The organism is Streptomyces sp. NPDC057486 (genome assembly GCF_042802415.1).
GTDB classification, from domain to species: Bacteria; Actinomycetota; Actinomycetes; order Streptomycetales; family Streptomycetaceae; genus Streptomyces; species Streptomyces yanii.
Genome location: NZ_JBHVEE010000070.1, coordinates 1 through 22,705 on the forward strand (window position 1 = coordinate 1; position 22,705 = coordinate 22,705).

General features: G+C 70.6%; 23 protein-coding genes and 3 pseudogenes. 9 read left to right on the forward strand and 17 right to left on the reverse strand.

Features of this window, described 5'->3' with window-relative positions; translation table 11 throughout:
* Positions 1-128: 128 nt before the first annotated feature.
* From moaA to ACFU6I_RS28285, 3 genes are all read right to left on the reverse strand, one after another.
* Entirely contained in the window at positions 129-1,118 is a 990-nt protein-coding gene (gene moaA / locus ACFU6I_RS28275) for a GTP 3',8-cyclase MoaA (protein WP_384371778.1), read from the reverse strand.
* A 183-nt stretch (positions 1,119-1,301) separates the two neighbouring features.
* Positions 1,302-2,942, reverse strand: a complete 1,641-nt coding sequence (locus ACFU6I_RS28280) for a cation acetate symporter (RefSeq protein WP_384371780.1) — start codon at positions 2,940-2,942, stop codon at positions 1,302-1,304.
* On the reverse strand, positions 2,939-3,304 hold the full coding sequence (locus ACFU6I_RS28285) for a DUF485 domain-containing protein (RefSeq protein WP_345513684.1): 366 nt from the start codon (positions 3,302-3,304) through the stop codon (positions 2,939-2,941). Before ACFU6I_RS28285 ends, ACFU6I_RS28280 begins: the two co-directional genes overlap by 4 nt.
* Positions 3,305-3,590: 286 nt before the next feature.
* On the opposite strand from ACFU6I_RS28285, the gene ACFU6I_RS28290 reads away from it, so the two are divergent.
* Complete coding sequence (locus ACFU6I_RS28290) at positions 3,591-5,120, forward strand: S8 family serine peptidase (RefSeq protein WP_384371782.1); 1,530 nt, start codon at positions 3,591-3,593, stop codon at positions 5,118-5,120.
* A gap of 393 nt (positions 5,121-5,513) precedes the next feature.
* Here ACFU6I_RS28290 and ACFU6I_RS28295 read toward each other — a convergent pair whose 3' ends face one another.
* Entirely contained in the window at positions 5,514-5,636 is a 123-nt protein-coding gene (locus ACFU6I_RS28295) for a hypothetical protein (RefSeq protein WP_384371784.1), read from the reverse strand.
* Positions 5,637-5,759: 123 nt separating this feature from the next.
* On the opposite strand from ACFU6I_RS28295, the gene ACFU6I_RS28300 reads away from it, so the two are divergent.
* Positions 5,760-7,295 carry a S8 family serine peptidase gene (locus ACFU6I_RS28300; protein WP_384371786.1) on the forward strand — a complete coding sequence of 512 codons (1,536 nt, stop codon included), beginning with the start codon at positions 5,760-5,762 and terminating at the stop codon, positions 7,293-7,295.
* Positions 7,296-7,388: 93 nt separating this feature from the next.
* Positions 7,389-8,828, forward strand: coding sequence for a CoA transferase (locus ACFU6I_RS28305; RefSeq protein WP_384371787.1), 1,440 nt, complete (start codon positions 7,389-7,391; stop codon positions 8,826-8,828).
* Positions 8,829-8,890: 62 nt separating this feature from the next.
* Here the strand turns inward: ACFU6I_RS28305 and ACFU6I_RS28310 are convergent, their stop codons facing one another.
* From ACFU6I_RS28310 to ACFU6I_RS28345, 8 genes and pseudogenes are all read right to left on the reverse strand, one after another.
* Entirely contained in the window at positions 8,891-9,934 is a 1,044-nt protein-coding gene (locus tag ACFU6I_RS28310) for a zinc-dependent alcohol dehydrogenase family protein (RefSeq protein WP_384371789.1), read from the reverse strand.
* A 21-nt stretch (positions 9,935-9,955) separates the two neighbouring features.
* Positions 9,956-10,645, reverse strand: coding sequence for a lysoplasmalogenase (locus ACFU6I_RS28315; protein ID WP_384371791.1), 690 nt, complete (start codon positions 10,643-10,645; stop codon positions 9,956-9,958).
* Positions 10,642-11,520, reverse strand: a complete 879-nt coding sequence (locus ACFU6I_RS28320; RefSeq protein WP_384371793.1) for a sterol desaturase family protein — start codon at positions 11,518-11,520, stop codon at positions 10,642-10,644. The genes ACFU6I_RS28315 and ACFU6I_RS28320 overlap by 4 nt, the downstream gene beginning before the upstream one ends.
* Before the next feature lie 119 nt (positions 11,521-11,639).
* Positions 11,640-12,026: a DUF4440 domain-containing protein gene (locus ACFU6I_RS28325; RefSeq protein WP_384371795.1), complete on the reverse strand. Its 387-nt coding sequence runs from the start codon at positions 12,024-12,026 to the stop codon at positions 11,640-11,642.
* A gap of 214 nt (positions 12,027-12,240) precedes the next feature.
* Positions 12,241-12,954 (reverse strand): VIT family protein, encoded by a 714-nt coding sequence (locus tag ACFU6I_RS28330; protein WP_384371797.1) that lies wholly within the window; start codon positions 12,952-12,954, stop codon positions 12,241-12,243.
* A gap of 20 nt (positions 12,955-12,974) precedes the next feature.
* Entirely contained in the window at positions 12,975-14,603 is a 1,629-nt protein-coding gene (locus ACFU6I_RS28335; protein WP_384371799.1) for an IS200/IS605 family accessory protein TnpB-related protein, read from the reverse strand.
* A gap of 159 nt (positions 14,604-14,762) precedes the next feature.
* Positions 14,763-14,939 (reverse strand): annotated as a pseudogene (locus tag ACFU6I_RS28340) (SDR family NAD(P)-dependent oxidoreductase); the annotation flags it as partial.
* A pseudogene (locus tag ACFU6I_RS28345) lies at positions 14,936-15,115 on the reverse strand (acetoacetate decarboxylase); the annotation flags it as partial. The pseudogenes ACFU6I_RS28340 and ACFU6I_RS28345, both read right to left, overlap by 4 nt.
* Here ACFU6I_RS28345 and ACFU6I_RS28350 point away from each other — a divergent pair.
* The 6 genes and pseudogenes from ACFU6I_RS28350 to ACFU6I_RS28375 form a co-directional block, all read left to right on the forward strand.
* Positions 15,113-15,226: pseudogene (locus tag ACFU6I_RS28350) on the forward strand (TetR/AcrR family transcriptional regulator); the annotation flags it as partial. The pseudogenes ACFU6I_RS28345 and ACFU6I_RS28350 overlap by 3 nt on opposite strands.
* 84 nt (positions 15,227-15,310) lie before the next feature.
* Positions 15,311-16,336: a DEDDh family exonuclease gene (locus ACFU6I_RS28355; protein WP_384371800.1), complete on the forward strand. Its 1,026-nt coding sequence runs from the start codon at positions 15,311-15,313 to the stop codon at positions 16,334-16,336.
* A 63-nt stretch (positions 16,337-16,399) separates the two neighbouring features.
* Positions 16,400-16,633, forward strand: coding sequence for a hypothetical protein (locus ACFU6I_RS28360; RefSeq protein ID WP_026249933.1), 234 nt, complete (start codon positions 16,400-16,402; stop codon positions 16,631-16,633).
* A 71-nt stretch (positions 16,634-16,704) separates the two neighbouring features.
* Positions 16,705-17,529 (forward strand): SURF1 family protein, encoded by an 825-nt coding sequence (locus ACFU6I_RS28365; protein ID WP_384371841.1) that lies wholly within the window; start codon positions 16,705-16,707, stop codon positions 17,527-17,529.
* A gap of 116 nt (positions 17,530-17,645) precedes the next feature.
* Positions 17,646-19,445 carry a glycoside hydrolase family 15 protein gene (locus tag ACFU6I_RS28370; protein ID WP_384371801.1) on the forward strand — a complete coding sequence of 600 codons (1,800 nt, stop codon included), beginning with the start codon at positions 17,646-17,648 and terminating at the stop codon, positions 19,443-19,445.
* Positions 19,446-19,450: 5 nt separating this feature from the next.
* Positions 19,451-20,206, forward strand: coding sequence for an SDR family oxidoreductase (locus tag ACFU6I_RS28375; RefSeq protein ID WP_384371803.1), 756 nt, complete (start codon positions 19,451-19,453; stop codon positions 20,204-20,206).
* 117 nt (positions 20,207-20,323) lie between these two features.
* On the opposite strand, the gene amaP is transcribed toward ACFU6I_RS28375, so the two are convergent.
* Genes amaP through ACFU6I_RS28400 form a run of 5 tightly spaced genes read right to left on the reverse strand, consistent with a single transcriptional unit; the run spans position 20,324 to position 22,662 of the window.
* Positions 20,324-20,902: an alkaline shock response membrane anchor protein AmaP gene (amaP, locus tag ACFU6I_RS28380; protein WP_384371805.1), complete on the reverse strand. Its 579-nt coding sequence runs from the start codon at positions 20,900-20,902 to the stop codon at positions 20,324-20,326.
* Positions 20,903-20,907: 5 nt separating this feature from the next.
* Positions 20,908-21,594: a DUF6286 domain-containing protein gene (locus tag ACFU6I_RS28385; RefSeq protein WP_384371807.1), complete on the reverse strand. Its 687-nt coding sequence runs from the start codon at positions 21,592-21,594 to the stop codon at positions 20,908-20,910.
* Entirely contained in the window at positions 21,591-21,944 is a 354-nt protein-coding gene (locus ACFU6I_RS28390) for a hypothetical protein (protein WP_327247094.1), read from the reverse strand. Before ACFU6I_RS28390 ends, ACFU6I_RS28385 begins: the two co-directional genes overlap by 4 nt.
* 5 nt (positions 21,945-21,949) lie before the next feature.
* Positions 21,950-22,141, reverse strand: coding sequence for a hypothetical protein (locus ACFU6I_RS28395; RefSeq protein ID WP_266987111.1), 192 nt, complete (start codon positions 22,139-22,141; stop codon positions 21,950-21,952).
* Between the two features lie 32 nt (positions 22,142-22,173).
* The gene (locus ACFU6I_RS28400; RefSeq protein ID WP_345513708.1) at positions 22,174-22,662 is read right to left on the reverse strand and encodes an Asp23/Gls24 family envelope stress response protein; all 489 of its coding nucleotides are present in this window, start codon (positions 22,660-22,662) and stop codon (positions 22,174-22,176) included.
* Between the last annotated feature and the right edge of the window lie 43 nt (positions 22,663-22,705).

Consider the following 22,705-nt stretch of genomic DNA (forward strand, 5'->3'; position numbering starts at 1 on the left):
ATGTCGCAATCCACACCAGGCCAGAAGGCCCTCACCCATTTCAAGACCAATCAGCCGTGAACCCTGTCACCAACCTCCGTGGACAGAACACCTAGTGCCCCTCCCGGCAAACATTGCCGGTCGCAGCACTAGCCGCCGATCGCCGACATCGGGCGGTCGGGCTGCAGGAACGACGGATCGTCCAGACCGGATCCGGCCTTTTTTCCCCACATCGCGAGACGCCAGATCCGGGCGATCTCCTCGTCCGGGGCCTCGGACCGCAGCGCGCCGCGCAGGTCGGTCTCCTCGCGGGCGAACAGGCAGGTGCGCACCTGGCCGTCGGCGGTGAGCCGGGTGCGGTCGCAGGCCCGGCAGAACGGGCGGGTGACGGAGGCGATGACGCCGACCCGGTGGGGTCCGCCGTCGACGAGCCAACGCTCGGCGGGGGCGGAGCCGCGCTCGTCCTCGCCCTCGGCGGTGAGGGCGAAGCGGGTGCGCAGCGAGGCGAGGATGTCGCCTGCCGTGATCATGCCGTCGCGCTTCCAGCCGTGCTGGGCATCGAGCGGCATCTGCTCGATGAAACGGAGCTCGTATCCGTGCTCCACGGCCCAGGCGAGCAGGTCGGGGGCCTCGTCGTCGTTGAGCCCCGGCATCAGCACGGCGTTGACCTTGACCGGGGTGAGGCCTGCGTCGTGGGCGGCTTCGAGACCCGCCAGCACGTCGTGGTGGCGGTCGCGTCGGGTGAGGGTCTTGAAGACGTCGGGGCGCAGGGTGTCCAGGGAGACATTGACCCGGTCCAGTCCGGCGGACCTGAGGGCGGCCGCTGTGCGCTTCAGCCCGATGCCATTGGTGGTCAGCGACATCTTCGGGCGGGGCGTCAGCGCCGCGCACTGCTCGACGACGGAGACGAGACCGGGACGCAGCAGCGGCTCGCCGCCGGTGAAGCGGACTTCCGTGATCCCCAACTGGGTGACGGCGATGCGGACGAGCCGGACGATCTCGTCGTCGCTCAGCAGGTCCGGCTTGGCCAGCCACTGCAGTCCCTCTTCGGGCATGCAGTAGGTGCACCGGAGGTTGCAGCGGTCGGTCAGCGAGACACGCAGGTCGGTGGCGACGCGATCGTAGGTGTCGATGAGCATGGTGCCCCCTCCCCCGGTGGATCCCCGGTTGCGGATCTGACTCCTTTGAGACTACGCGAGACCTGCGGCACGCAGGTGGCCCGATTGCCACGAGGTGCGGCGCGGCCGCGTCGTAGGACTCTACGACGCGGCCGCGGGAACAGCGTGGTGCGTGGCTCGAACTTTTCGATTGGTTCCCTCTCGTCAGTGGGCACCGACGCCGGTGAGCGACTTGACCTCCAGCTCGGCGTACTTGCCCTTGTCCGGCTCCTCCTTCGAGAGGAGGGAGCCGAGCCAGCCGAGCAGGAAGCCCAGCGGGATGGAGATCAGGCCGGGGTTCTCCAGCGGGAACCAGGCGAAGTCGACGCCCTTGAACATCGATGTCTTCGCGTTGCCCGAGACGACCGGCGAGAACAGCACCAGGATCACCGAGCTGGCCAGACCGCCGTAGATCGACCAGAGGGCGCCCTGGGTGTTGAACCGCTTCCAGAAGAGGCTGTAGAGGAGAGTCGGGAGGTTGGCGGAGGCCGCGACCGCGAAGGCGAGCGCCACCAGGCCGGCGACGTTCATGTCGCGGGCGAAGGCGCCGAGGATGATCGCGACGGCGCCGATGAGGACGGTGGCCCAGCGGGCGGCGCGCATCTCCTCCTTCTCGGTGGCCCTCCCCTTGCGGATGACGTTGGCGTAGATGTCGTGGGCGAAGGAGGACGAGGAGGCGAGGGTGAGGCCCGCGACGACGGCGAGGATCGTGGCGAAGGCGACGGCGGAGATCACGGCGAGCAGTACCGCTCCCCCCGTCGTGCCCACACCACCGAGGTACTCGGCGAGTTGCGGAGCCGCGGCGTTGCCGGCCGGGTTCTTCGCCTTGATCTCGTCCGGGCCGATGAGCGCCGCGGCGCCGAATCCGAGCGCGATCGTCATCAGGTAGAAGGCGCCGATGATGCCGATGGCCCAGTTCACCGACTTACGGGCGGCCTTGGCGGTCGGGACCGTGTAGAAGCGGATCAGGATGTGCGGGAGTCCGGCGGTGCCGAGGACCAGGGCGATACCGAGGGAGAGGAAGTCCAGCTTCGAGGTGCCGGTGGCGCCGTACTTGAGGCCGGGCTCCAGGAACGCCGCTCCGTGACCGCTCTTCTCGGCGGCCGTGCCGAGCAGGTCGGAGACGTTGAAGTCGAACTTGAGCAGCACCAGGAAGGTCATCAGGAGGGCACCGGCGATGAGCAGGACGGCCTTGACCATCTGCACCCAGGTGGTCCCCTTCATGCCGCCGACGGTGACGTACACGATCATCAGGATGCCGACCAGCGCGACGATGAGGATCTTTCCGGCGTCGCTGGTGATGCCGAGGAGCAGCGAGACGAGCACGCCCGCGCCCGCCATCTGCGCCAGCAGGTAGAAGATCGAGACGACGATGGTGGAGACGCCCGCGGCGGTACGGACCGGACGCTGCCGCATCCGGTAGGCGAGGACGTCGCCCATCGTGTAGCGGCCGGAGTTGCGCAGCGGTTCCGCGACGAGCAGCAGGGCGACCAGCCAGGCGACGAGGAAGCCGATCGAGTAGAGGAAGCCGTCGTAGCCGAAGAGGGCGATGGCACCGGCGATACCGAGGAACGAGGCGGCGGACATGTAGTCGCCGGAGACCGCGAGTCCGTTCTGGAAGGCGGTGAACTGGCGGCCGCCCGCGTAGAAGTCGGAGGCGCTCCTGGTCTGCCGGCCGGCCCAGACGGTGATGCCCAGGGTCGCGGCGACGAAGACCGCGAAGAGCGTGATGATCAGTGGCCGGTGCTCGGCGGTGGACGAGGCGGCGAGCTGGATCACGGGGTGCGAGTGGTACGCGGCGCTCATGCGTCGGCCTCCATACGGGACTTGATGGCCTCGGCCTTGGGGTCGAGCTTCGCCGCGGCGTGCCGCGCGTAGAACCAGGCGATGAGGAAGGTGGTGGCGAACTGGGCGAGGCCGAACACGAAGGCCACGTTGATGTTGCTGTACACCTTGGTGCCCATGAAGCCGCCGGCGTAGTTCGACAGCAGCACGTAGAGCAGGTACCAGAGCACGAACGCGATGGTCAGCGGGAAGGCGAACGAGCGGTGGGCGCGGCGCAGTTCGGCGAACTCCGCGCTCTCCTGGACCTCGACGAACCGTTCTGTCGTGGGCTGGGCAGGGCCGGTGTCCGGGCCGGCTTTGGGCGGCGATGCATCGGTAGCCACGGATTCTCCTCGCGACGCGGGTGCGGTGGTGGGGGCGGTGGATTTCACAACAGAATTTCGATGTCGGGGGTTGGTGGTGCGACTCCCCCTGACAACGGCACGTGGGGCGCGGCGAAGCGGTTCACCGCGAGTTGCCACTTCTCCGCTTCACCCGTCGACGGCACCCCTCGAACTGAATGACGTCAATTCATTGATGTGCAGGATGATCAGCGATAGCTTCACCGTTCATGCACACGACCGGACACATCCCGTGTCCGGTCGGCTGACAGGATGATGTGGAGACCCCATGGCTCATCTGGGATCCAGACGGACCCGCGTACTGACGCTGCCCGTCGGATTGGCCCTCACGGCCTCGCTCGGCTTCCTGCCGACGAGTGCCGCATCCGCCGCTCCGTCTGACGGAGTGCCCACGGCGGCGGTCTCGACTGACGGCCCGAAGCTGTCGTACGTCGTCAACACCACCCCTGTGCACAGCACGGGTGTGGTGCGCCGAGCGATAGCCGCGGCCGGCGGGACGATCGTGACGTCGCACGACCGCATAGGCGTGATCGTCGTCCACTCCTCGAACCCCGACTTCGCGAAGGCCATTCGCAACACCCCGGGCGTCGAGTCGGCCGGTGCTACTCGCACCGCCCCTCTCCGGTCCGTCGCCACGACCGAGGAGGGCAGCACCGAGCTGCTGACCGCCGAGGAGGCCGCGAAGGCCGCCGCGGCCGCGGGCCCGGGCCAGGAGCCGCTGGAGCCCAACCAGTGGGACATGCGCGCCATCCAGGCCGACGAGGCCAGCAAGATCAACGATGGCAGCGCCTCGGTCACCGTCGGCGTGATCGACACAGGTGTCGACGACACCCATGAGGACCTCAAGGCGAACTTCTCCAGGGAGCAGTCGGCGAACTGCGTCGGCGGCGTGGCCGACACGACCGAGGGCGCCTGGCGTCCGTACACCGACGGCAGTGACCACGGCACGCATGTCGCCGGGACGATCGCCGCCGCCCGCAACGGCATCGGCGTCACCGGTGTCGCCCCCGGTGTCAAGGTGGCCGGCATCAAGGTCAGTGAGCCCGGCACCAGCCTCTTCTACACCGAGGCGGTCGTCTGCGGCTTCGTCTGGGCCGCCGAGCACGGCATCGAGGTCACCAACAACAGCTACTACGTCGACCCCTGGTACTTCAACTGCCAGGACGACCCGGACCAGAAGGCTCTGCTCGACGCCCTCACCCGCGCCACGAAGTACGCCGAGCGCAAGGGCGTCCTCAATGTCGCCGCGGCCGGCAACGAGAACTACGACCTGGCGTCGCACGAGATCCTCGACCCGTCCAGCCCGAACGACACCACCCCGGGACCGCGCACCGTGGACCCGCACAAGTGCTTCGACATCCCGACCCAGCTGCCGGGCGTCGTCACGGTCTCCGCGACCGGCGTCAAGGGCTTCAAGTCGTACTACTCCAGCTTCGGTCTGGGCGTCGCCGACGTGTCCGCCCCCGGCGGCGACAGGTGGCAGGTCCCGGCCACCCCGGACGCCAACGGCCGTGTGCTCTCGACGGTCTTGAACGGCCAGTACGGCTACAAGCAGGGCACCTCGATGGCCACCCCGCATGTCGCGGGCGTCGCGGCCCTGCTGAAGAGCACGCACCCGAAGGCCACGCCGGCGCAGCTGCAGGAGCTGCTGAAGGCCCAGGCCGTCAACCCGGGTTGCCCGTCCAAGGTCTACAACTCGGCCGGCCAGCTGGTCGACGCGACGACCTGCAAGGGCGACAGCAAGGTGAACGGCTACTACGGCCACGGCATCGTCAACGCCCTGAACGCCGTCAAGTAGTCTGCTCCGCACCTCTGCGCAACCGGGGCCGGACGGGAAGCACTTCCCGTCCGGCCCCGTCGTCATGGCGTCATGGCATGACGAGCATCTTCAGCGCCGTGCGCTCGCCCGTCGCCCGGTGGCGCGCCTCCTCGACGATCCCAAGGAACTCGTGGCCGGTCCCGGTACGTGAACTGAATGGCGCAGGACTCCTCCCCGTCGGTATTACCGGTGGCCGAGCATGCGGCTGCCGCCGGCAACACGCCTGAAGTCCGTCCGCCCCGGCTCACAGTCGTCCTCCCTGATTGATGCTCCGAAGACTGAGGATCCCCTTGCCGAGCGTCCTCGCCCTCGTCGAGCACCTGAACGCGTTGGTGCACAAGGTGGGGTTCCCGTGCCCAGCTCCGACATGACTCATTCACGAACATGCCCGGCCTCGTACGTGCCGACGGAACGGATGTCGTACGTGTTGGAGCAGCTGCTGGTCGGGCTGTTCGTGACGTCGAAGTCCGTGGTCGCTCGGCGGCCGCGCTCCACATTTCGAACTGAATGACGCCAATTCATTGATGAGCCGGATGATCAGCGATAGCTTCACCGTTCATGCACACGGCCGGACACACCCTGTGTCCGGTCGGCTGACACGGATGATGTGGAGACCCCATGGCTCATCTGGGATCCAGACGGACCCGCGTACTGACGCTGCCTGTCGGATTGGCCCTCACGGCCTCGCTCGGCTTCCTGCCGACGAGCGCCGCATCCGCCGCCCCGTCTGACGGACTGCCCACGGCGGCGGTCTCGACTGACGGCCCGAAGCTGTCGTACGTCGTCAACACCCGTGCTGGTCACGGCACCGTCGCGCAGGTGAAGAAGGCGATAGCCGCGGCCGGCGGCACGGTGGTGATCGCCTATGAGCAGATCGGCGTCATCGTCGTCCACTCGCAGAACCCGGACTTCGCGGAGTCGATCCGCCGGGTCGAGGGCGTCGAGTCGGCGGGGGCCACCCGCACCAACCCCATCGTTCCGCAGGCCACCAAGGACATCGGGGTCGAGCAGCCGCTCTCCGCCGAGGAGGCTCGGACCGCTGCCGCGGAGGCCACGGGCGACCAGGATCCGATGGAGCCCCTCCAGTGGGACCTGCCCGCCATCAAGGCGGACAAGGCACACCAGGTGTCGCTGGGCAGCAGGAACGTCACGGTCGCGGTCATCGACACGGGTGTCGACGACACGCACCCGGATCTGGCGCCGAACTTCGACCGCGGGGCGTCGGCGAACTGTGTGAGCGGCGCGCCGGACACGACAGACGGCGCCTGGCGTCCGCAGACCGGCGAGAGCGACCACGGCACGCACGTCGCGGGCACCATCGCCGCCGCGAAGAACGGCATCGGCGTGACCGGTGTTGCGCCGGGCGTGAAGGTGGCGGGTATCAAGGTGTCGACCCCGAGCGGGTTCTTCTACACCGAGGCCGTCGTCTGCGGTTTCGTCTGGGCCGCCGAACACGGCGTCGACGTCACGAACAACAGTTATTACACCGACCCCTGGCTCTTCAACTGCAAGAACGACCCGGACCAGGGCGCCCTGGTGGAAGCGGTCACCCGCGCCAGCCGGTACGCGGAGCGCAAGGGCACGGTCAACGTCGCCGCGGCCGGCAACAGCCGCCAGGACCTGGCCGCCGACGCGCTGGAGGACTCGACCAGCCCGAACGACACCACGCCGGTGACCCGGACCATCGACCCGCGGAAGTGCCTCGACATCCCGACGATGCTGCCGGGTGTCGTCACGGTCTCCGCGACCGGCGCCAAGGGCCTGAAGGCCTCGTACTCCAACTACGGTAACGGGATCATCGATGTGGCTGCCCCGGGCGGCGACTCGACGATCTACCAGACGCCCGCACCGCCGGCCACGAGCGGTCTGATCCTGTCGACGCTGCCGGGCGGCAAGTACGGCTACAAGGCCGGTACGTCGATGGCCTCCCCGCATGTCGCGGGCGTGGTGGCCCTGATCAAGTCGTCGCACCCGCACGCCCCGGCGGCCGCGGTGAAGGCGCTGCTGATGTCCCAGGCGGACGCGACCGCGTGCGGCGCCCCGTACGACATCAACAACGACGGCAAGATCGACGCCGTCTGCGAGGGTTCCAAGAACCTCAACGGCTTCTACGGTGCCGGTGTGGTGGACGCGCTGGACGCGGTCCGCAGGTAACCGGCACGTAGTCGGGAGGCGTAAAGCGGGAAGGGCCGGGGCGTCCCCGGCCCTTCCTTACGTAAAAGTGGCACTCAGTGCCATAGTGCGGACATGACACACGTACAGAGCTCCGGTACGGAGCAGGCCTGGGCCGCTCTCGGCGGTGACCCCGCGCTTCTCGGCCGTGTCGGATTCGGCGGACCCACCGGTGCACTGCCCGCGCGGCTGCCCGTCCTGGAGCTGGCCCGCTCCACTGTCGCGGTCTGTTCGCTGGCCGCCGCCGAACTCGCGGCGCGCCGCGTGCGGGGCGGCGCCGGTCCCGTACCGCGGGTCCTGGTCGACGACGGGGCGGTGGGCACGGCGTTCCTCAGCGAGCGGCATCTGCGGATCGACGGGCGCGCGCCGACGACGTTCGCCCCGCTGTCCCGGTTCTGGCGGACGGCCGACGGCTGGGTGCGCACCCACGCCAACTACCCGCACCACCGAGCCCGGTTGCTCACCGCACTCGGCCTGCCCGACGACGCCGGGGTGGACACGGTGGCGGCCGTACTCGCCGAGCGCCGGTCGGCGGAGATCGAGGAGACGGTGTACGCCGCGGGCGGTCTTTCGGTCGCGCTGCGCACCCGCGAGGAGTGGGCGGCGCACGAGCAGGGCGCCGCGATCGCCGCACGCCCGCTGCTCACGCTCGAACGGACCGAGGGGCCGGGCCCGATGACGCCGCGCCGCCTCTCCCCGCTGTCGGGTTCGCCGCTGCTGCCCGTCGCCGGGCTCAGGGTCCTGGACCTGACCCGGGTCCTCGCCGGTCCGGTCGCGACCCGCACGCTGGCGCTGCTGGGCGCGGACGTGCTGCGGATCGACGCGCCGCAGCTGCCGGAGAGTCAGGACGCCCACAACGACACGGGCTTCGGCAAGCGGTCGGTCTCCCTGGACCTGCGCGACCGGGCCGGGCGGGCGACGTTCGAGGAACTGCTGGCCGACGCCGATGTACTGGTCACCGGATACCGGCCGGGTGCGTTGGAGGCGTACGGCCTGACTCCGGAGGCACTCGCCGTACGCCGTCCCGGTCTGGTCCTCGCGCAGGTGTCCGCGTGGGGCCGGTACGGGCCGTGGCACGAGCGGCGCGGCTTCGACAGCCTGGTCCAGGTGGCCACCGGCGTCGCGACGCTGGAGGGAAGCGCGGGAGCACCGGGCGCGCTGCCCGCGCAGGCCCTCGACCACGGCACCGGGTACCTGCTGGCGGCGGGGGTGCTGCGGGCGCTGTCCGAGCAGCACGACGAAGGCGGTTCGCGGCTGCTGCGGCTCGCGCTCGGGCAGACGGCGCACTGGCTGTGCAACGGCCTCCAGGAGCAGTCGGCCGACGGCGCCGCGGAGACGTACGACCCCGAGAAGCACCTCGGCGCCACTGACAGCGCGATGGGACGCCTGCGGTACGCCCTGCCGCCGGTGTCCTTCGCGGGCGGCCCGGCGGACTGGTCGCGCCCGCCGGGCCGGCTGGGCGCGGATTCCCCGGTGTGGGGTGTCACCGCGGCTGCCACCGCCGGAACCCGCTGACCTGGACGGGCCCGTCGGACATGTCCCGTCCGCCGGGCCCGCACGGTTCACTGCCTGGTCCGCTACGGCTTGATGAGGACCTTCAGCGCCCTGCGCTCGTCCATGGCCCGGTAGCCCGCGGGGACCTCGTCGAGGCCGATGGTGAGGTCGAAGACGGGCGACGGGTCGATCGTGCCGGACAGGACGTCGGGGAGCAGTTCCGGAATGTACGCACGCACGGGGGCGACGCCGCCGCGCAGGGCGATGTTCCGGTCGAACATGACGCCGAGATCCAGCCCGGTACCGCTGCCGTGCGGCACGCCGACGTAGCCGATCGAGCCGCCGTCGCGGGTGATCTCGACCGCCGTACGCATCGACTGCTCGGTGCCGACGGCCTCGATCACGGCATGCGCGCCCGCGCCGCCGGTCAGTTCCCGTACGGCCGCGACGGCCGCCTCGCCGCGCTCGGCGACGACGTCCGTGGCGCCGAAGCGGCGGGCGATGTCCGTACGCACCTGGTGGCGGCCCAGCGCGATGATCCGCTCGGCGCCGAGCCGCTTGGCGGCCATGACGCCGCACAGGCCGACCGCCCCGTCCCCGACGACCGCGACCGTGGAGCCGGGCCTCACGCCCGCGCCCAGGGCTGCGTGGTGGCCGGTGCCCAGCACGTCGGACAGGGCCAGGAGCGCCGTGAGCAGCCGGTCGTCGGACGCGGCGGCGGCCGGGAGCTTGACCAGTGTGCCGTCGGCGAACGGGACGCGGACGGCCTCGCCCTGACCGCCGTCGGAGCCGACCGAGCCCCAGAAGCCGCCCTGCGGGCAGGACGTCATCAGGCCTTCGGCGCAGTACTCGCAGCTGCCGTCGGACCACACGAAGGGGGCGACGACCAGGTCGCCGACCGTGAATCCGGCGACCTCCGGGCCCGCCTCCTCGACGATCCCGAGGAACTCGTGGCCGATCCGCTGACCGGGCTGCCGGGCGGACTCGCCGCGGTACGCCCACAGGTCGCTGCCGCAGATACAGGCCCGCAGGACCCGCAGCACCACATCGGTGGGCTGCTGGATCGTCGGGTCCGGCACCTCCTGCACACGTATGTCGTGGGGGGCGTGGATGACGGTGGCGCGCATGCGTGGGGGTCCTTGCTGATCTCAGATGCTGGTGCTCCGCTCACGGTACGCCCCAGGGGCGACACCGGCCCATTTCGCACCCGGTGCAAGCGCTCCGACGGTCAGCAGGAACTGCGCCGCGATGTAGGTGAGCATGATCCAGAAGTCGGGGGCGGGCAGCTGGGGCAGGTCGGCGATGCCGGTGGCGATCAGCGCGTCGGAGAGCAGGAAGAGCGCCCCGCCGACGGCCGCGTACCGGCCGAAGGTGCTGGACCGGTAGGCCATCGCGGTGAGCAGCAGGCTGTACCCGGCCATCGGGATCCGCAGGTCCGCGGGCAGCCCGCCCCAGAGCACGACGAGGAAGCCGGCCAGGACGGCCGCATACGCGACGCCCGGCAGCACGGAACTCCGGGCCCGCCCGAAGAGCCACAGATAGCAGACATGACCTGCGGCGAAGGAGCCCATGCCGATGAGGAAGGCGGCGTCGGCGTCCAGCAGCAGGAGCGTGTCGCCGCCCCAGCCGAAGAGCAGCGCGGCGATCAGCGGCCGGGGGCCGCGGCGGGCGGCGGCGTACCCGGCGAGCAGCGGCATGAGCAGCGGCTTGGCGACGAGGTGCGCGACGCCTACATCGGCGAGGACACCGATGAGATCGACGGCGGAGGCGACGAGGAAGGCGATGAGCAGGGGATGTACGAGGCGCGCCCGCTGATCGGCGACCGTGGCGGCGCTCATCCGGTGCGACCGGGTACGGGGACGACGGTGGCGGAGGCCTTGGACGCCGGCTGCCACCCCGGTCCGCGGAAGACCCGCCCGGCCCGCTCGCCCCAGCTCTCCGCCGCCCGTACGTCCCGGGCGATCGCGGCGTACTCGTGGGTCGCGACGCGCAACGGGTTGTGGGTGGCGATGTTCTTGGTGAGCCCGTAGACCGGCTGCTCGGTCTCGGCGGCGAAGGAACCGAAGAGCCGGTCCCACAGGATCAGGATGCCGCCGAAGTTCCGGTCGAGATAGCCGCCCTGGGACGCGTGGTGCACCCGGTGGTGGGAGGGCGTGTTCAGTACGTACTCGAAGGGCCGGGGCAGCTTGTCGATCCGTTCGGTGTGGACCCAGAACTGGTAGACGAGATTGGCCGAGGAGCAGAACGCCAGCGCCGCCGGATGGACCCCGCACGCGACGAGCGGCACATAGAACGGCCAGACGGTCAGCGAGGTCCAGGGCTGGCGCAGCGCGGTGGTGAGGTTGAACTTCCGGCTGGAGTGGTGGACCACATGGCAGGCCCAGAGGATCCGGACGACGTGGTGGCCGCGGTGGGACCAGTAGTAGAGGAAGTCCTGCGCGAGCAGCATCAGCAGGACCGTCCACCACAGGACGGGGACGCGGAGCGGGGTCAGCTCGTAGACCGCGGTGTAGATCGCCACGATGGGCACTTTCCACAGCAGGTCGAAGACGAGGCTGCCGAGCCCCATGGTGACGCTGGTGACGGCGTCCTTGGTCTCGTACCCGGCGGCGTCCTCGTCGGGGTGGATGCGGTGGCTGACCATCTCGACAACGGTGAGCAGGACGAAGGCCGGTATGGACCACAGCACGACATCGGGCAGGTTCGGCTCCATGCGAGCACCGTAGAGCTGCAGGTCGGCCTGGGACTAGACGTTGTTACCAACAAGTATGCGAGACGCGATGTCAGCAACCTTTGGCACCTTCTGCCAAGAGGGGCCTCGCACGATTCCGCTCATGTGGCCTCGGGCGGGATCGGTGTGGCCTGGTGGTAGTACATCTGCCACGTCGCGCTCCCACTCCGCCTGCGCCAGAGTGAACTCCGTCGTGCCCGGCTTCCACCGATCACGGTCTCGTAGGTGAGGTGCACCAGCCCGGGTGCCAGCAGGACACCGGTCATGTCCGAGGGCTCGAAGCGCGGGCCGTCCTCTGCCGCACCGTCCATCTCGGGCAGCGCGGCCAGCATGTCCTCATACCTCCACCGCCGGCCCGAGGCGCCGACCTCCACGAAGTCCGGATCCAGCAGCTTCCCGGCCCGCGATCGTGATGTGCGCACGTCGGGGTCCATCAGTCGCAGTTCGCCCGCGATGGCTTCGCGTACCTCGTCCGTCTCTCTGCTCATGCGGCATCCTCGCCCGGGTGACCTGCCGCTGCGCAACCGAATTGCCTCCGCAGAGCGGGCTCGGCCGCGGTTCCGGGGAGCCGAACGGTGGGCCGTCGGTCAGAACCGAGCCGCCGCGGAACGGCTCCGACAGCATGCTCGCCGGCGGCTCCGCAGGCGGCGGGTCGCCCGCGCCGGTGCGGTCAGCATGGTCCAGCCCTCCACACGAGAGGTCCTAGACCCCCACCGCCCCCAGCAACGCCCCCGCCCCATAGGTCACCGCCATGGCCACCGCTCCCCCACCCATGTTCCGCAGTATCGCGCGCCCCACCGTCGCGTCGCCCAGCCGTGCACTCCACCACCCCGTGAGCCCCAGCGCGGCCAGGACCGCCAGGACCGTGACGATCAGGCGTACGGACGACGGCGGCAGCACGATCGCCAGCAGGGGCAGCAGGGCGCCCACCGTGAACGCCAGGAAGCTGGCGCCCGCCGCGTGCCAGGGGTTCGTCAGGGCGTCCGGGTTGATGCCCAGCTCCACCTCCGCGTGGGCGCGCAGCGCGTCGCGGTCGGTGAGCTGGAGGGCGGCCTCGCGGGCGACTTCACGGCTGAGGCCCTTGCCCTCCAACAGGCCGGTCAGTTCCACGAGTTCCGCCTCCGGGGTCTCCTTCAGCTCGCGTTTCTCCGTGGCCAGTGCAGCCTGTTCCGAGTCGCGCTGGGTGGAGACCGATACGTATTCGCCCGCCGCCATCGACATCGAACCGGCCAGCAGCCCGGCCAGGCCCGCTGTCAGCAGGGCGCCGCGGTCGTTGGTGACTCCGGCGACACCGACGACGAGGCCCGCGGTGGAGACCACGCCGTCGTTGGCACCGAGGACCGCGGCGCGCAGCCAGTTCAGCCGCGCGCCCAGTCCGTTGCCGTGCGGTTCGCTGTGTGCCTGGGTATCCGTCACCCGGGGATGGTCTCACCGTTCTAGCCAGTGTGCATGAGTGAGTCCTGGACCCACTGATGTGTACTGGGCGCATCCCGAACGGTTCTGGATGCGCTGGGTTCCCGCGTTCGCGTCCCGTTCGGCGACGGCTCTCCGGGGGGCCGGTCCGTTGCGGGTGGGCGGGTTCCCTCACACCCCCGGGCGCCTGGTTCGGCCTGGACGGTCCGATGCCCCGCACGATCACTCCGGTCGTGTGGGGGCGGTGCCGTCCGACGCCGGACCGGGTGCCCGAGGGCGCGTCGTCCGATCGCGATACCGGCGGCATCGTGACGGGACATCGTGCGGTGCGGGGTGGCCAGCGGTTTCTGCCAGTGCTGGGCACCCCACATGCTGGTGTAGGCGGGGTCGACCGCGACAATGCTCAGGCCCTGTTCGGCGGCCATGGAGACCAGCCGGGCCTTGAGTTTGCCAGTCGGGATGCCGGAGATGAGCTGGCGGAAGCGTTTCCTGCGGCCATGTCTTTCGCGGGTCTTCTCGGAGATGAAGTCGAGGTCCTCAATGGCGATCGCGGCGCCACCGGCCTGCTTGGCCCAGTGCAACAACTGGGTCAGGGCATGGCGGATCTGGGCGTCGCGGTGATCGGCGGTGCCGGAGAGGTCGTAGGGGAAGTGGCGGGGGTCGCCGATGGGGTTGCCGTGTGGGTCGAGGTGGTAGGCGGCGAAGTGATCGGCGTTGGCGTCGACGCCGATCATGCCCCGGGCGCGGGCAGTCTCCAGCGGGACGGTCTGCACGACGGGGCGTTGCCAGGACGCGGTGAGGTACCAGCGGCCACGGTCCACGTCGAGGTGGATGCGGTAGGCGACGGCCCGGTTCGCGGCGATACGGTCGGCCCACTCCACGCCACGGTGCGCAAACGCGACGGTGGAGGCGAGGGTGTACCGACCGTGCGGGGCGTTGGCCAGGTGCGCGAGCGGGGCGGGCAGCTTGATCGACACTTCGCCGGTGTCGGTGACGCGGATGGTTTCGTTCCCGAACCTTTTCCCGGACTCGCCGTCGGCGTCGATGAACCAGCGTTCCGCTTCCCAGCGTTCCCGCCACCGGTCTTCGGTGAGGTGGGCGTCGGCGAGGTGGTGGCGGGTGTTGAGGAGACGCTTGCTGCCCCGTACGACCCGGACCCTTCCGGCCTGCCGGTCACGGACCGCGGCGGCGTGCCGGGCTTCCAGCGCCGCGAGACGGCGGGACTTGTGGAACCACTCACCCCGGGAGCGGTAGCCGCCCGGGGCCCGCTTGGTGCCGGGCGCACCGATCGGGAGGGACAGGCGGTGCCGCAGCGTCCTGATCCCGGCTTCCAGCGTCTGGATGTGCGCGCCCTGGCAACGCCGGGCGAGCGCCCACTGATCGTGCGTGGCCTTGGTGATCGCACCCGCGATCCGCGACGACAACTCCTTCGTCAGGTCCCGCTTGCGCGACGCCCAGGTCTCCGGACCGTGCTCCAGACCATCCGCACAACGGGCCTTCAGGTCACGCGAGGCCAGACGGCCCTGGTGCTCACCGACCAGGCGGAGGACTTTCTCGTCCTGGGGCGTGAGGTGCTTGAGACGGTCCCGGACCGCCACCCCGCAAGGCCCGGGCACCACAAACGGTTCCGCCAACTCCCGTAAACCACCCACCACATCACCCCCTCTCTCACGACTGGGAACCTGCCACCCAGCCCAACGAGCAGCAGCCGCCAAGGTCACCCATTCGGCCCCAGAACCCCCGTTCCCACCCCGCACACCCACCGACAGGACTCACTCCCACTCACCACAACTCACTTCAATGCAGCAAACCGACACCAGCTCGCAACCGTCCTCGCGCAGCTCGCCCGCAGCCTTGTCGAGCGCGCTCTCCTCCACATCGGCGAGGACGACGTTCAGCCCCTCGGCCGCGAACCTGCGGGCCATGGCGAGCCCGATGCCGCTCGCCGCGCCGGTGACGACGGCGACCTGCCCCTGCTCCAGCCTCATCGGACGCTCCCCTTCGGCGGACCGTCGTGGATCTGCTGCGGGTCGTCGTAGCGCTGGTGGATGTACGGCAGCAGCGCCTCGGCACTCACCCGTTCGACGGCCCTGCCCTGCTGGTCGCTGGTCTTCTCACCGATGGTCAGTTCGATCAGCCGGCGTACGGGAAGGTCGGCGACCGGCACGACCCGGCGCTGGCCCGGGCACTGGCCGGGCCCGCCGACCAGGACCGGCTGTTCACGGCGTCCGTGCGCGCGCTGGTGAACGGGCTGCTGGCGGACAGCGGGACCTAGTGCCCCTCCCGGCAAGCTTTGCCCCGGACCGGTCGAACAGAGGGCTCCCGGATAGGGGACTGTCAGTACCGGCCCGTATTCTCTGTGACCATGCTCGACGACCCCCAGACCGCAGCACCGTGGCCGACCGCCTACCCGCAGGGGTATGCGGTCGTCGACGTGGAGACCACCGGACTCGCCCGCGACGACCGGATAATCTCCGCTGCCGTCTACCGGCTGGACGCGCAGGGCAATGTCGAGGACCACTGGTACACCCTCGTCAACCCGGAGCGGGATCCCGGCCCCGTCTGGATCCACGGGCTGACCAGCGATGTCCTGGAGGGAGCCCCGCTCTTCCCGGAGGTCGCCGCCGCCCTGTCGGAGCGTCTCGCGGGCCGGGTCCTGGTCGCGCACAACGCCGCCTTCGACTGGTCGATGCTGGCCCGGGAGTACGCCCGCGCGGCGGTCGTCGCCCCGGTCGAGCAGCGGCTCTGCACGATCGCGCTCTCCAAGGAGCTGCGGCTGCCGCTGCCCAACCACAAGCTGGAGTCGCTGGCCGCGCATTTCGGAGTCGTGCAGCAGCGTGCACACCACGCGCTGGACGACGCCCGGGTGCTGGCCGAGGCGTTCCGGCCGAGTCTGCATGCGGCGGCGCGCGACGGGGTGCGGCTGCCCCTGCTGGAGTGCCGCCCGCTGACCGAGTGGTCGGACTCCCCGGTGACCCCGAAGGTCGGCTATCAGCCCTCGTACGGAAGCCGGAACAGTTGGCGCCCCTCCCGGAAGCGGCCTGCCTGCCCGTATCCGAACCCCGGGCGGTACGACAAGGACAAACCACTCATGCAGGGCATGCGCGTGGCGTTCTCCGGGGACACCTCCATCGACCGTGAGCTGCTGGAGGACCGGGCGGTCGAGGCCGGGCTGCATGTGGCGACCAGCGTCTCCCGGCTGACCAGCCTGCTGGTCACCAATGACCCGGACGCGGCGACGTCGAAGACGGTGAAGGCCAAGGCGTTCGGCACGCCGATCGTGGACGAGAGCGCCTTCACCCACCTGCTGAGGGATGTGGCCGAGGTGTCGGCGACGACCGGGGCGCGCGTGGTCCCGGCTCTGCCGACGCCGTCATCGGAGTGAACCGGGGGCGACTCGCCCGTCCGCCGCTCGCCGCCGGGGTCCCCGCGTCCCACCCTGTGGCGCATGGCACGTTGTGAGGTTTGCGGAAACGACTACGGCATGTCGTTCGAGGTGCACGCGCAGGGCGCGGTGCATGTCTTCGACTGCTTCGCCTGCGCCATTCACCGGATGGCACCCATCTGCGAGCACTGCCGGGTCCAGGTCATCGGCCAGGGCGTCGAGGTCGACGGGCACTGGTTCTGCGGCGGGCACTGCGCCCGCGCCGAGGGGAAGGTGGGCATCGTCGACAAAGTCTGAGCCCCGTCCGCGCGGCCCCGTCCGCCACCCCCTCCGCGGTGCACCCCATGACGCAGTTGTACCGTCATGGGGTGTACCGCTTCCTGTTGACCCGGCAGTGGCTGATCCTCGCCCTCCTCGCCCTCGTCCTCATTCCCACGATGGTCGAGCTGGGCTTCTGGCAGCTCCACCGGCATGAGCACCGGGTGGCGCAGAACTCCCTGATCTCGCACAACCTGAAGGCGAAGCCGGTTCCGGTCGCCACGCTCACCTCCCCCGGTCACACGGTCCCGCGCTCCGACTACTGGCGTGCGGTGACGGCCACGGGGACGTACGACACGAAGCACGAGGTCGTCGTGCGCCGCCGGACCTCCACCGACGGCAGCGTCGGCTTCCACGTACTGATCCCGCTCGACCTCAAGGGCGGCGGTACGGTCCTGGTCAACCGGGGTTGGATCCCCACCGCCGACGACCAGCGCGCCTTCCCGGACATCCCGGCCGTGCCCACGGGCGAGGTGACCGTCACGGGACGGCTCAAGGCCGATGAGACGACGGGCACCAGCGGTATCAAGGACCTGTCGGACCTGCCGGACCGCCAGGTGATGCTGATCAACAGCGCCCAGCAGGCCAAGGCGCTCTCCCGGCCGGTCCTCGGCGGGTACATCGAGCAGACCGCACCCGAACCGTCCGGCGACGTTCCGGAGCTGATCGAGGCGCCGGACGACAGTTCCATCGGTCCGCACATGGCGTACGCGGTCCAGTGGTGGCTGTTCGCCGCCGGTGTCCCTGCGGGGTACGTGGTGCTGGCCCGGCGCGAGAAGCGCGACCGGCTGGACGCCGCGGCCAAGGCCGAGGCCGAGGGAACAGGCGATCCGGAGCCGGAACAGCCGGAGAAAGCCGCGCCCGCGACTGCCTGAGCGGACTGCACGGCGACGGCCCGCCACCGTGCTCACGAGCCGGTGATGTCGGGTATGCGGCCGCCTGTGGGACATCGGCTGCTTAACAGGGCCCCGGTTCGGGAACACGGCAGAACGTGACCCCACGCATCGAGGACTACGCCCTCATCGGCGATCTGCAGACAGCCGCCCTGGTCGGCAGGAACGGTTCTGTGGACTGGCTCTGTCTGCCGCGCTTCGACTCGGGCGCCTGTTTCGCCGCCCTGCTCGGCGACGAGGACAACGGCCACTGGCGCATCGCGCCGAAGGGCGCGGACACCTGCACCAGGCGCGGCTATGTGGGCGACTCCCTCGTCCTGGAGACGTTCTGGGAGACCCGCACGGGCACCGTCAAGGTCATCGACTTCATGCCGCAGCGCGACCGGGAACCCGATGTCATGCGGATCGTCGAGGGGGTCAGCGGCACCGTCGACATGGCCTCCGTGATCAGGTTGCGCTTCGACTTCGGCTCCATCGTGCCGTGGATGCGCCGCTCGCAGGGCCACCGGGTGGCGGTCGCCGGACCCGACTCGGTCTGGCTGCGCAGCGAGCCGCCGGTCAAGACGTGGGGCCAGGAGTTCTCCACCTGCTCGTCGTTCTCCGTCTCCGTGGGCGAGCAGGTGGCGTTCGTACTGACCTGGCATCCCTCGCACTCGCCGCGCCCCGATCTCGTCGATCCGCACGAGGCGCTGAAGAACACCCTGTCCGACTGGGCCGAGTGGTCGGCCCGCTGCAAGTACCGGGGCCCGTACCGGGAGGCCGTGATCCGCTCGCTGATCACCCTCAAGGCGCTCACCTTCGCTCCGACCGGCGGCATCGTGGCGGCCCCCACCACCTCGCTGCCGGAGGAGGTCGGCGGGGTACGGAACTGGGACTACCGCTTCTGCTGGCTGCGCGACTCCACCCTGGCGCTCAACGCGATGCTCTCGGCCGGCTATGTGGAGGAGGCCGCCGCCTGGCGGGACTGGCTGCTGCGCGCCGTCGCCGGGGACCCGGCCGACCTGCAGATCATGTACGGCCTGTCGGGCGAACGACGGCTGCCCGAGGCGGAGCTGCCGTGGCTGCGCGGATACGGGAACTCCAGCCCGGTCCGGATCGGCAACGCGGCGGTCCGGCAGCGACAGCTCGACGTGTACGGAGAGGTCATCGACTCGCTCCGACTGGCGCGTGAGGCGGGCCTGGCCGACCAACCGCACGCCTGGAGCCTGCAGCTCAGCCTGCTCGGCTTCCTGGAGTCCACCTGGCGCGAGCCGGACGAGGGGCTGTGGGAGATCCGCGGCCAGCGCCGCCACTTCGTGCACTCGAAGGTGATGGCGTGGGTCGCCGCCGACCGCGCGGTGCGCACCCTGGAGGCCAACCCGTCGCTGGCCGGGGACGCCGGCCGATGGCGGGCGATGCGGGACGCCGTGCACCGGGAGGTGTGCGAGAAGGGGTACGACCCGGTGCGGAACACGTTCACACAGTCGTACGGCTCCCGGGAGCTGGACGCCGCGACGCTGCTGATCGCCCGGACCGGCTTCCTGCCGCCGGACGACCCGCGGATCGTCGGGACGGTCGACGCGGTCCGGGCCGAGCTGGGCAGCGGCGGGCTGGTCCGCCGCTACAGCACGGACGGCGGCTCGATCGACGGGCTGCCGGGCGGCGAAGGGGCGTTCCTGGCGTGCTCGTTCTGGCTGGCGGACGCGTTGCGCCTGACCGGGCGCACCGAGGAAGCCACGGAACTCTTCGAGCGGCTCCTCGCGCTGCGCAACGATGTCGGGCTGCTCGCCGAGGAGTACGACACCGTGGCACGACGGCAACTGGGCAACTTCCCGCAGGCGTTCAGCCACATCGGACTGGTGGGTACCGCCGTTGCCCTGGCCGGGTGCGACATGCTGGATGCCGACGCGGCAGGATAGGGCCCATGGATCTTGGACTGAAGGACCGTGTGTACATCGTGACCGGCGCGACCCGGGGGCTGGGCCATGCCACCGCGCGGGAGCTGGTGGCGGACGGCGCGAAGGTGATCATCACCGGGCGGGACGGGAAGCGGGTCGAGGCGGCCGCTGCCGAACTGGGACCGGACGTGGTCGGCATGGCCGCCGACAACGGGGAGCCCGGCGCGGCGCAGCGTCTGGTGGACGCCGCCCATGAGCGGTTCGGGCGGCTCGACGGCATTTTGATCAGCGTCGGCGGACCTGCGCCCGGCTTCGTCGCCGACAACACGGACGAGCAGTGGCAGTCGGCGTTCGACTCGGTGTTCCTGGGCGCGGTACGACTGGCGCGCACGGCGGCCGCGGCGCTCGGCGAGGGCGGGGTCATCGGCTTCGTGCTCTCCGGCTCGGTCCATGAGCCGATCGCCGGGCTGACCATTTCGAACGGTCTGCGTCCGGGACTGGCCGGGTTCGCCAAGTCCCTGGCCGACGAGCTCGGCCCACGGGGCATCCGTGTGGTGGGCGTGCTGCCGGCCCGGATCGACACGGACCGGGTGCGGGAGCTGGACTCGCTGTCCGGCGATGCGGAGGCTTCGCGTGCGGCGGCCGAGGCGCGGATTCCGTTGCGCCGGTACGGCACGCCGGAGGAGTTCGGGCGGACGGCGGCGTTCCTGCTGTCGCCCGCGGCGTCGTATCTGACGGGGATCATGGTGCCGGTGGACGGCGGGTCGCGGCACGGGTTCTGAGCGGGCCGGAGGTACCGGGGCCGCCCCGCGACCTTCCCGTCCTCCCCTCCCATGGCGAAAGGGCGAGGGAGGGCCCTCCTGACGGCTCGATTCCGCCGCTGCCGGACGTCCCCGTCCTCAGCTCACCCGTTCCGCACGGTGCCTGACGGCCCTCAGCCGCACTTCCGCCGGCAGTTCCGCCAGACCCGCCGAGTCCCTCGCGTGGGCCACGGCCTCGTCCGTGAGCCGGCCGAGGGCCTCGTCCGGTGCCGCGTGCGGTTCCATCAGCAGCCGGATCCGCGCCCGCGGATTACTGCGCCGGCCGACCAGCATCACCTGGGCGCGGGCCACCCCGTCCAACGTCCCCGCCTCACCGGCGAGCACGCCCTCCAGGGCCCGGCCGCGCAGCAGCGCCCCTTCGCCGTCGCCGCTGTCGACCAGCACCTCGGCGAGACGGGCGCGGCGGAGCTGGGCGAGGAACCACCACAACGCGAGGACGACCAGGACCGCGAGGACCACGAGGACGGTCGGCCACCACCAGCCGTCGGCACGCCAGCGGTCCCGGTCGGCCCTGCTGAGCAGCACATCGTTCCTGCCGTCCCACGGCCACCAGGACGGCACGGAGAGGCCGAGCCCGGCGGCGAGCACCGCGCCGCCGCCGCAGACCAGCACCAGTCCGGCCAGCCCGAGCAGTACCCGGTTCACGGTCCTGAGCACCGCGGTCACCCCTTCTTCGCCGGACGGCGGACATGCACGGACAGGCTCGGCGGCTTCGCCAGGCCCAGCTCCTCGATCCCCGTGCCCAGTGCGGTGTCCAAGTCGGCCCGCACGTCGTCGAGTTCACGGAAGTGCGACACGGCACGCACCGCGACCTTGGCACGCCCCATCCGGACCCGCACCGACTGCACGCCGGACACCTCCACGGCCCGGTCGCGCAGGACCAGGGCGGCGGCGGTCCGGTCGAGCCCGGCCCGTACCCCCGGACGGTCGCGACGCATCGGCAGCACGTCACGCAGACCGGGGGTGGCGGCGAGCACGATCAGCCACACACCGATCGCCACCGCGACCGCGGCACCGGCCAGCACCCACACATTGTTCAGCGGCCGCTCCGCCAGGTCGTCGGCGAGCGCGCGGCGCCACTGCATGGCCGGGTGATGGGCACGTACCGCGGCCACGTCGTACAGCAGCAGGCCGGACCCGCCGAGGACCACCAGCGCGAGGAACCCGGCCGGGATGCGGCGCGCGGACCAGAAGCGGCCGGCGCTGCCACCGCTGCGCTCCTTCACCGACGCCGGGTCGTACGCCGCGGCGGAGGCCGACTGGTCGAGAGCCAGTCCGCCTCCGCGTTCCACGGGGTCGCCGGCGGGCGGGCGCGGCGTGCTGTTGTCCGGCTCCCGGGGCTCGGTCATCGGATCCTCCCCTGTGCCGCGGCGCTCGCTCCCGCGGGGTGCAGACGCTCGACCTGTACGGCCACTTCGGGCACTTCCATCCCCGCCAACGCCTTTACCCGTTCGATGACATGCCGACGCACGGCACCGCACTGACGGCCGATGTCGGTGGGATATCCGAGCTCCAGACTGACCCGCACCCGGGCGGTCTCACGGTGCACCGTGACGGTGGCGCGCGGCGAGGCACCCTCCCGCGGCGGCTCGACGACAACCTCCTTCGCCGCCTGTGCGGCGATCTTCGCGACGACCCGGTCGGCGATCCGGGTCTCGCCCCGCTCCGCGGCAGGGACCCTGCCGAACACCCCCGACAACGCCGTCACCGCCGTCGGTCGCCGCGCTCGCGACTCCGGAAGAAGTCGCCGAGCTCCAGATCGCCGTCCAGGAAGCGACCGGCGACGAACCCGATCGCTCCCAATGCGGCAACCAGCAGGAAGGCCCCGAACCCGCCGAAGTACCCGGCGAATGCGAGCGCCATGCCGGCCACCATGCCGACCACAGCCATGCTCATCGTGCGCTCCTCAACTGCCTCGGGTGGGAGGCCTACTGGAGACGTGGCTCGGAATGGTCCTCGCCCTCCTCGTCGGGCAGCTTCACATCGCTGACCGCGATATTGACCTCGACGACCTCGAGACCCGTCATCCGCTCGACCGCCGCGATGACGTTCTCCCGTACGTCACGGGCGACATCGGCGATCGACACGCCGTAGTCGACGACGATCTCCAGGTCAAGGGCGGTCTGCGACTCGCCGACCTCGGCCTTGACGCCGCGGGTGACCGACTTGCCGCCGCCGGGGACCCGGTCGCGCACCGCGCCGAAGGTACGGGACAGACCGCTGCCCATCGCGTGGACACCGAGCACGTCGCGCGCCGCCATACCGGCGATCTTCTCGACCACACCGTCCGCGATGGTGGTACGGCCGCGGGTGGCGGGATCTCCTCCGCCGCGCTTGGTCAGCGGACTCCTTCGACTGTCGTCCCCCGTCGCGCTGTCGGGGTTCTCGGGCCGGTTCCGCTGCGGGGTCTCGGTCATCGCCACTCTTCCCTTCGGGGCAGGGTCGGACTTCCTTGCCCAC

Bases quoted from the DNA above. Each gene is read 5' to 3' on its own strand.
- ACFU6I_RS28325 (WP_384371795.1), bottom strand. From the start codon at position 12,026: ATGAGCAGAGAGACGGACGAGGTACGCGAAGCCATCGCGGGCGAACTG.
- ACFU6I_RS28300 (WP_384371786.1), top strand. From the start codon at position 5,760: ATGGCTCATCTGGGATCCAGACGGACCCGCGTACTGACGCTGCCTGTC.
- ACFU6I_RS28280 (WP_384371780.1), bottom strand. From the start codon at position 2,942: ATGAGCGCCGCGTACCACTCGCACCCCGTGATCCAGCTCGCCGCCTCG.
- ACFU6I_RS28385 (WP_384371807.1), bottom strand. From the start codon at position 21,594: ATGACCGAGCCCCGGGAGCCGGACAACAGCACGCCGCGCCCGCCCGCC.
- ACFU6I_RS28290 (WP_384371782.1), top strand. From the start codon at position 3,591: ATGGCTCATCTGGGATCCAGACGGACCCGCGTACTGACGCTGCCCGTC.
- moaA (WP_384371778.1), bottom strand. From the start codon at position 1,118: ATGCTCATCGACACCTACGATCGCGTCGCCACCGACCTGCGTGTCTCG.
- ACFU6I_RS28305 (WP_384371787.1), top strand. From the start codon at position 7,389: ATGACACACGTACAGAGCTCCGGTACGGAGCAGGCCTGGGCCGCTCTC.
- ACFU6I_RS28375 (WP_384371803.1), top strand. From the start codon at position 19,451: ATGGATCTTGGACTGAAGGACCGTGTGTACATCGTGACCGGCGCGACC.
- ACFU6I_RS28400 (WP_345513708.1), bottom strand. From the start codon at position 22,662: ATGACCGAGACCCCGCAGCGGAACCGGCCCGAGAACCCCGACAGCGCG.
- ACFU6I_RS28395 (WP_266987111.1), bottom strand. From the start codon at position 22,141: ATGAGCATGGCTGTGGTCGGCATGGTGGCCGGCATGGCGCTCGCATTC.
- ACFU6I_RS28315 (WP_384371791.1), bottom strand. From the start codon at position 10,645: ATGAGCGCCGCCACGGTCGCCGATCAGCGGGCGCGCCTCGTACATCCC.
- ACFU6I_RS28360 (WP_026249933.1), top strand. From the start codon at position 16,400: ATGGCACGTTGTGAGGTTTGCGGAAACGACTACGGCATGTCGTTCGAG.
- ACFU6I_RS28310 (WP_384371789.1), bottom strand. From the start codon at position 9,934: ATGCGCGCCACCGTCATCCACGCCCCCCACGACATACGTGTGCAGGAG.
- ACFU6I_RS28320 (WP_384371793.1), bottom strand. From the start codon at position 11,520: ATGGAGCCGAACCTGCCCGATGTCGTGCTGTGGTCCATACCGGCCTTC.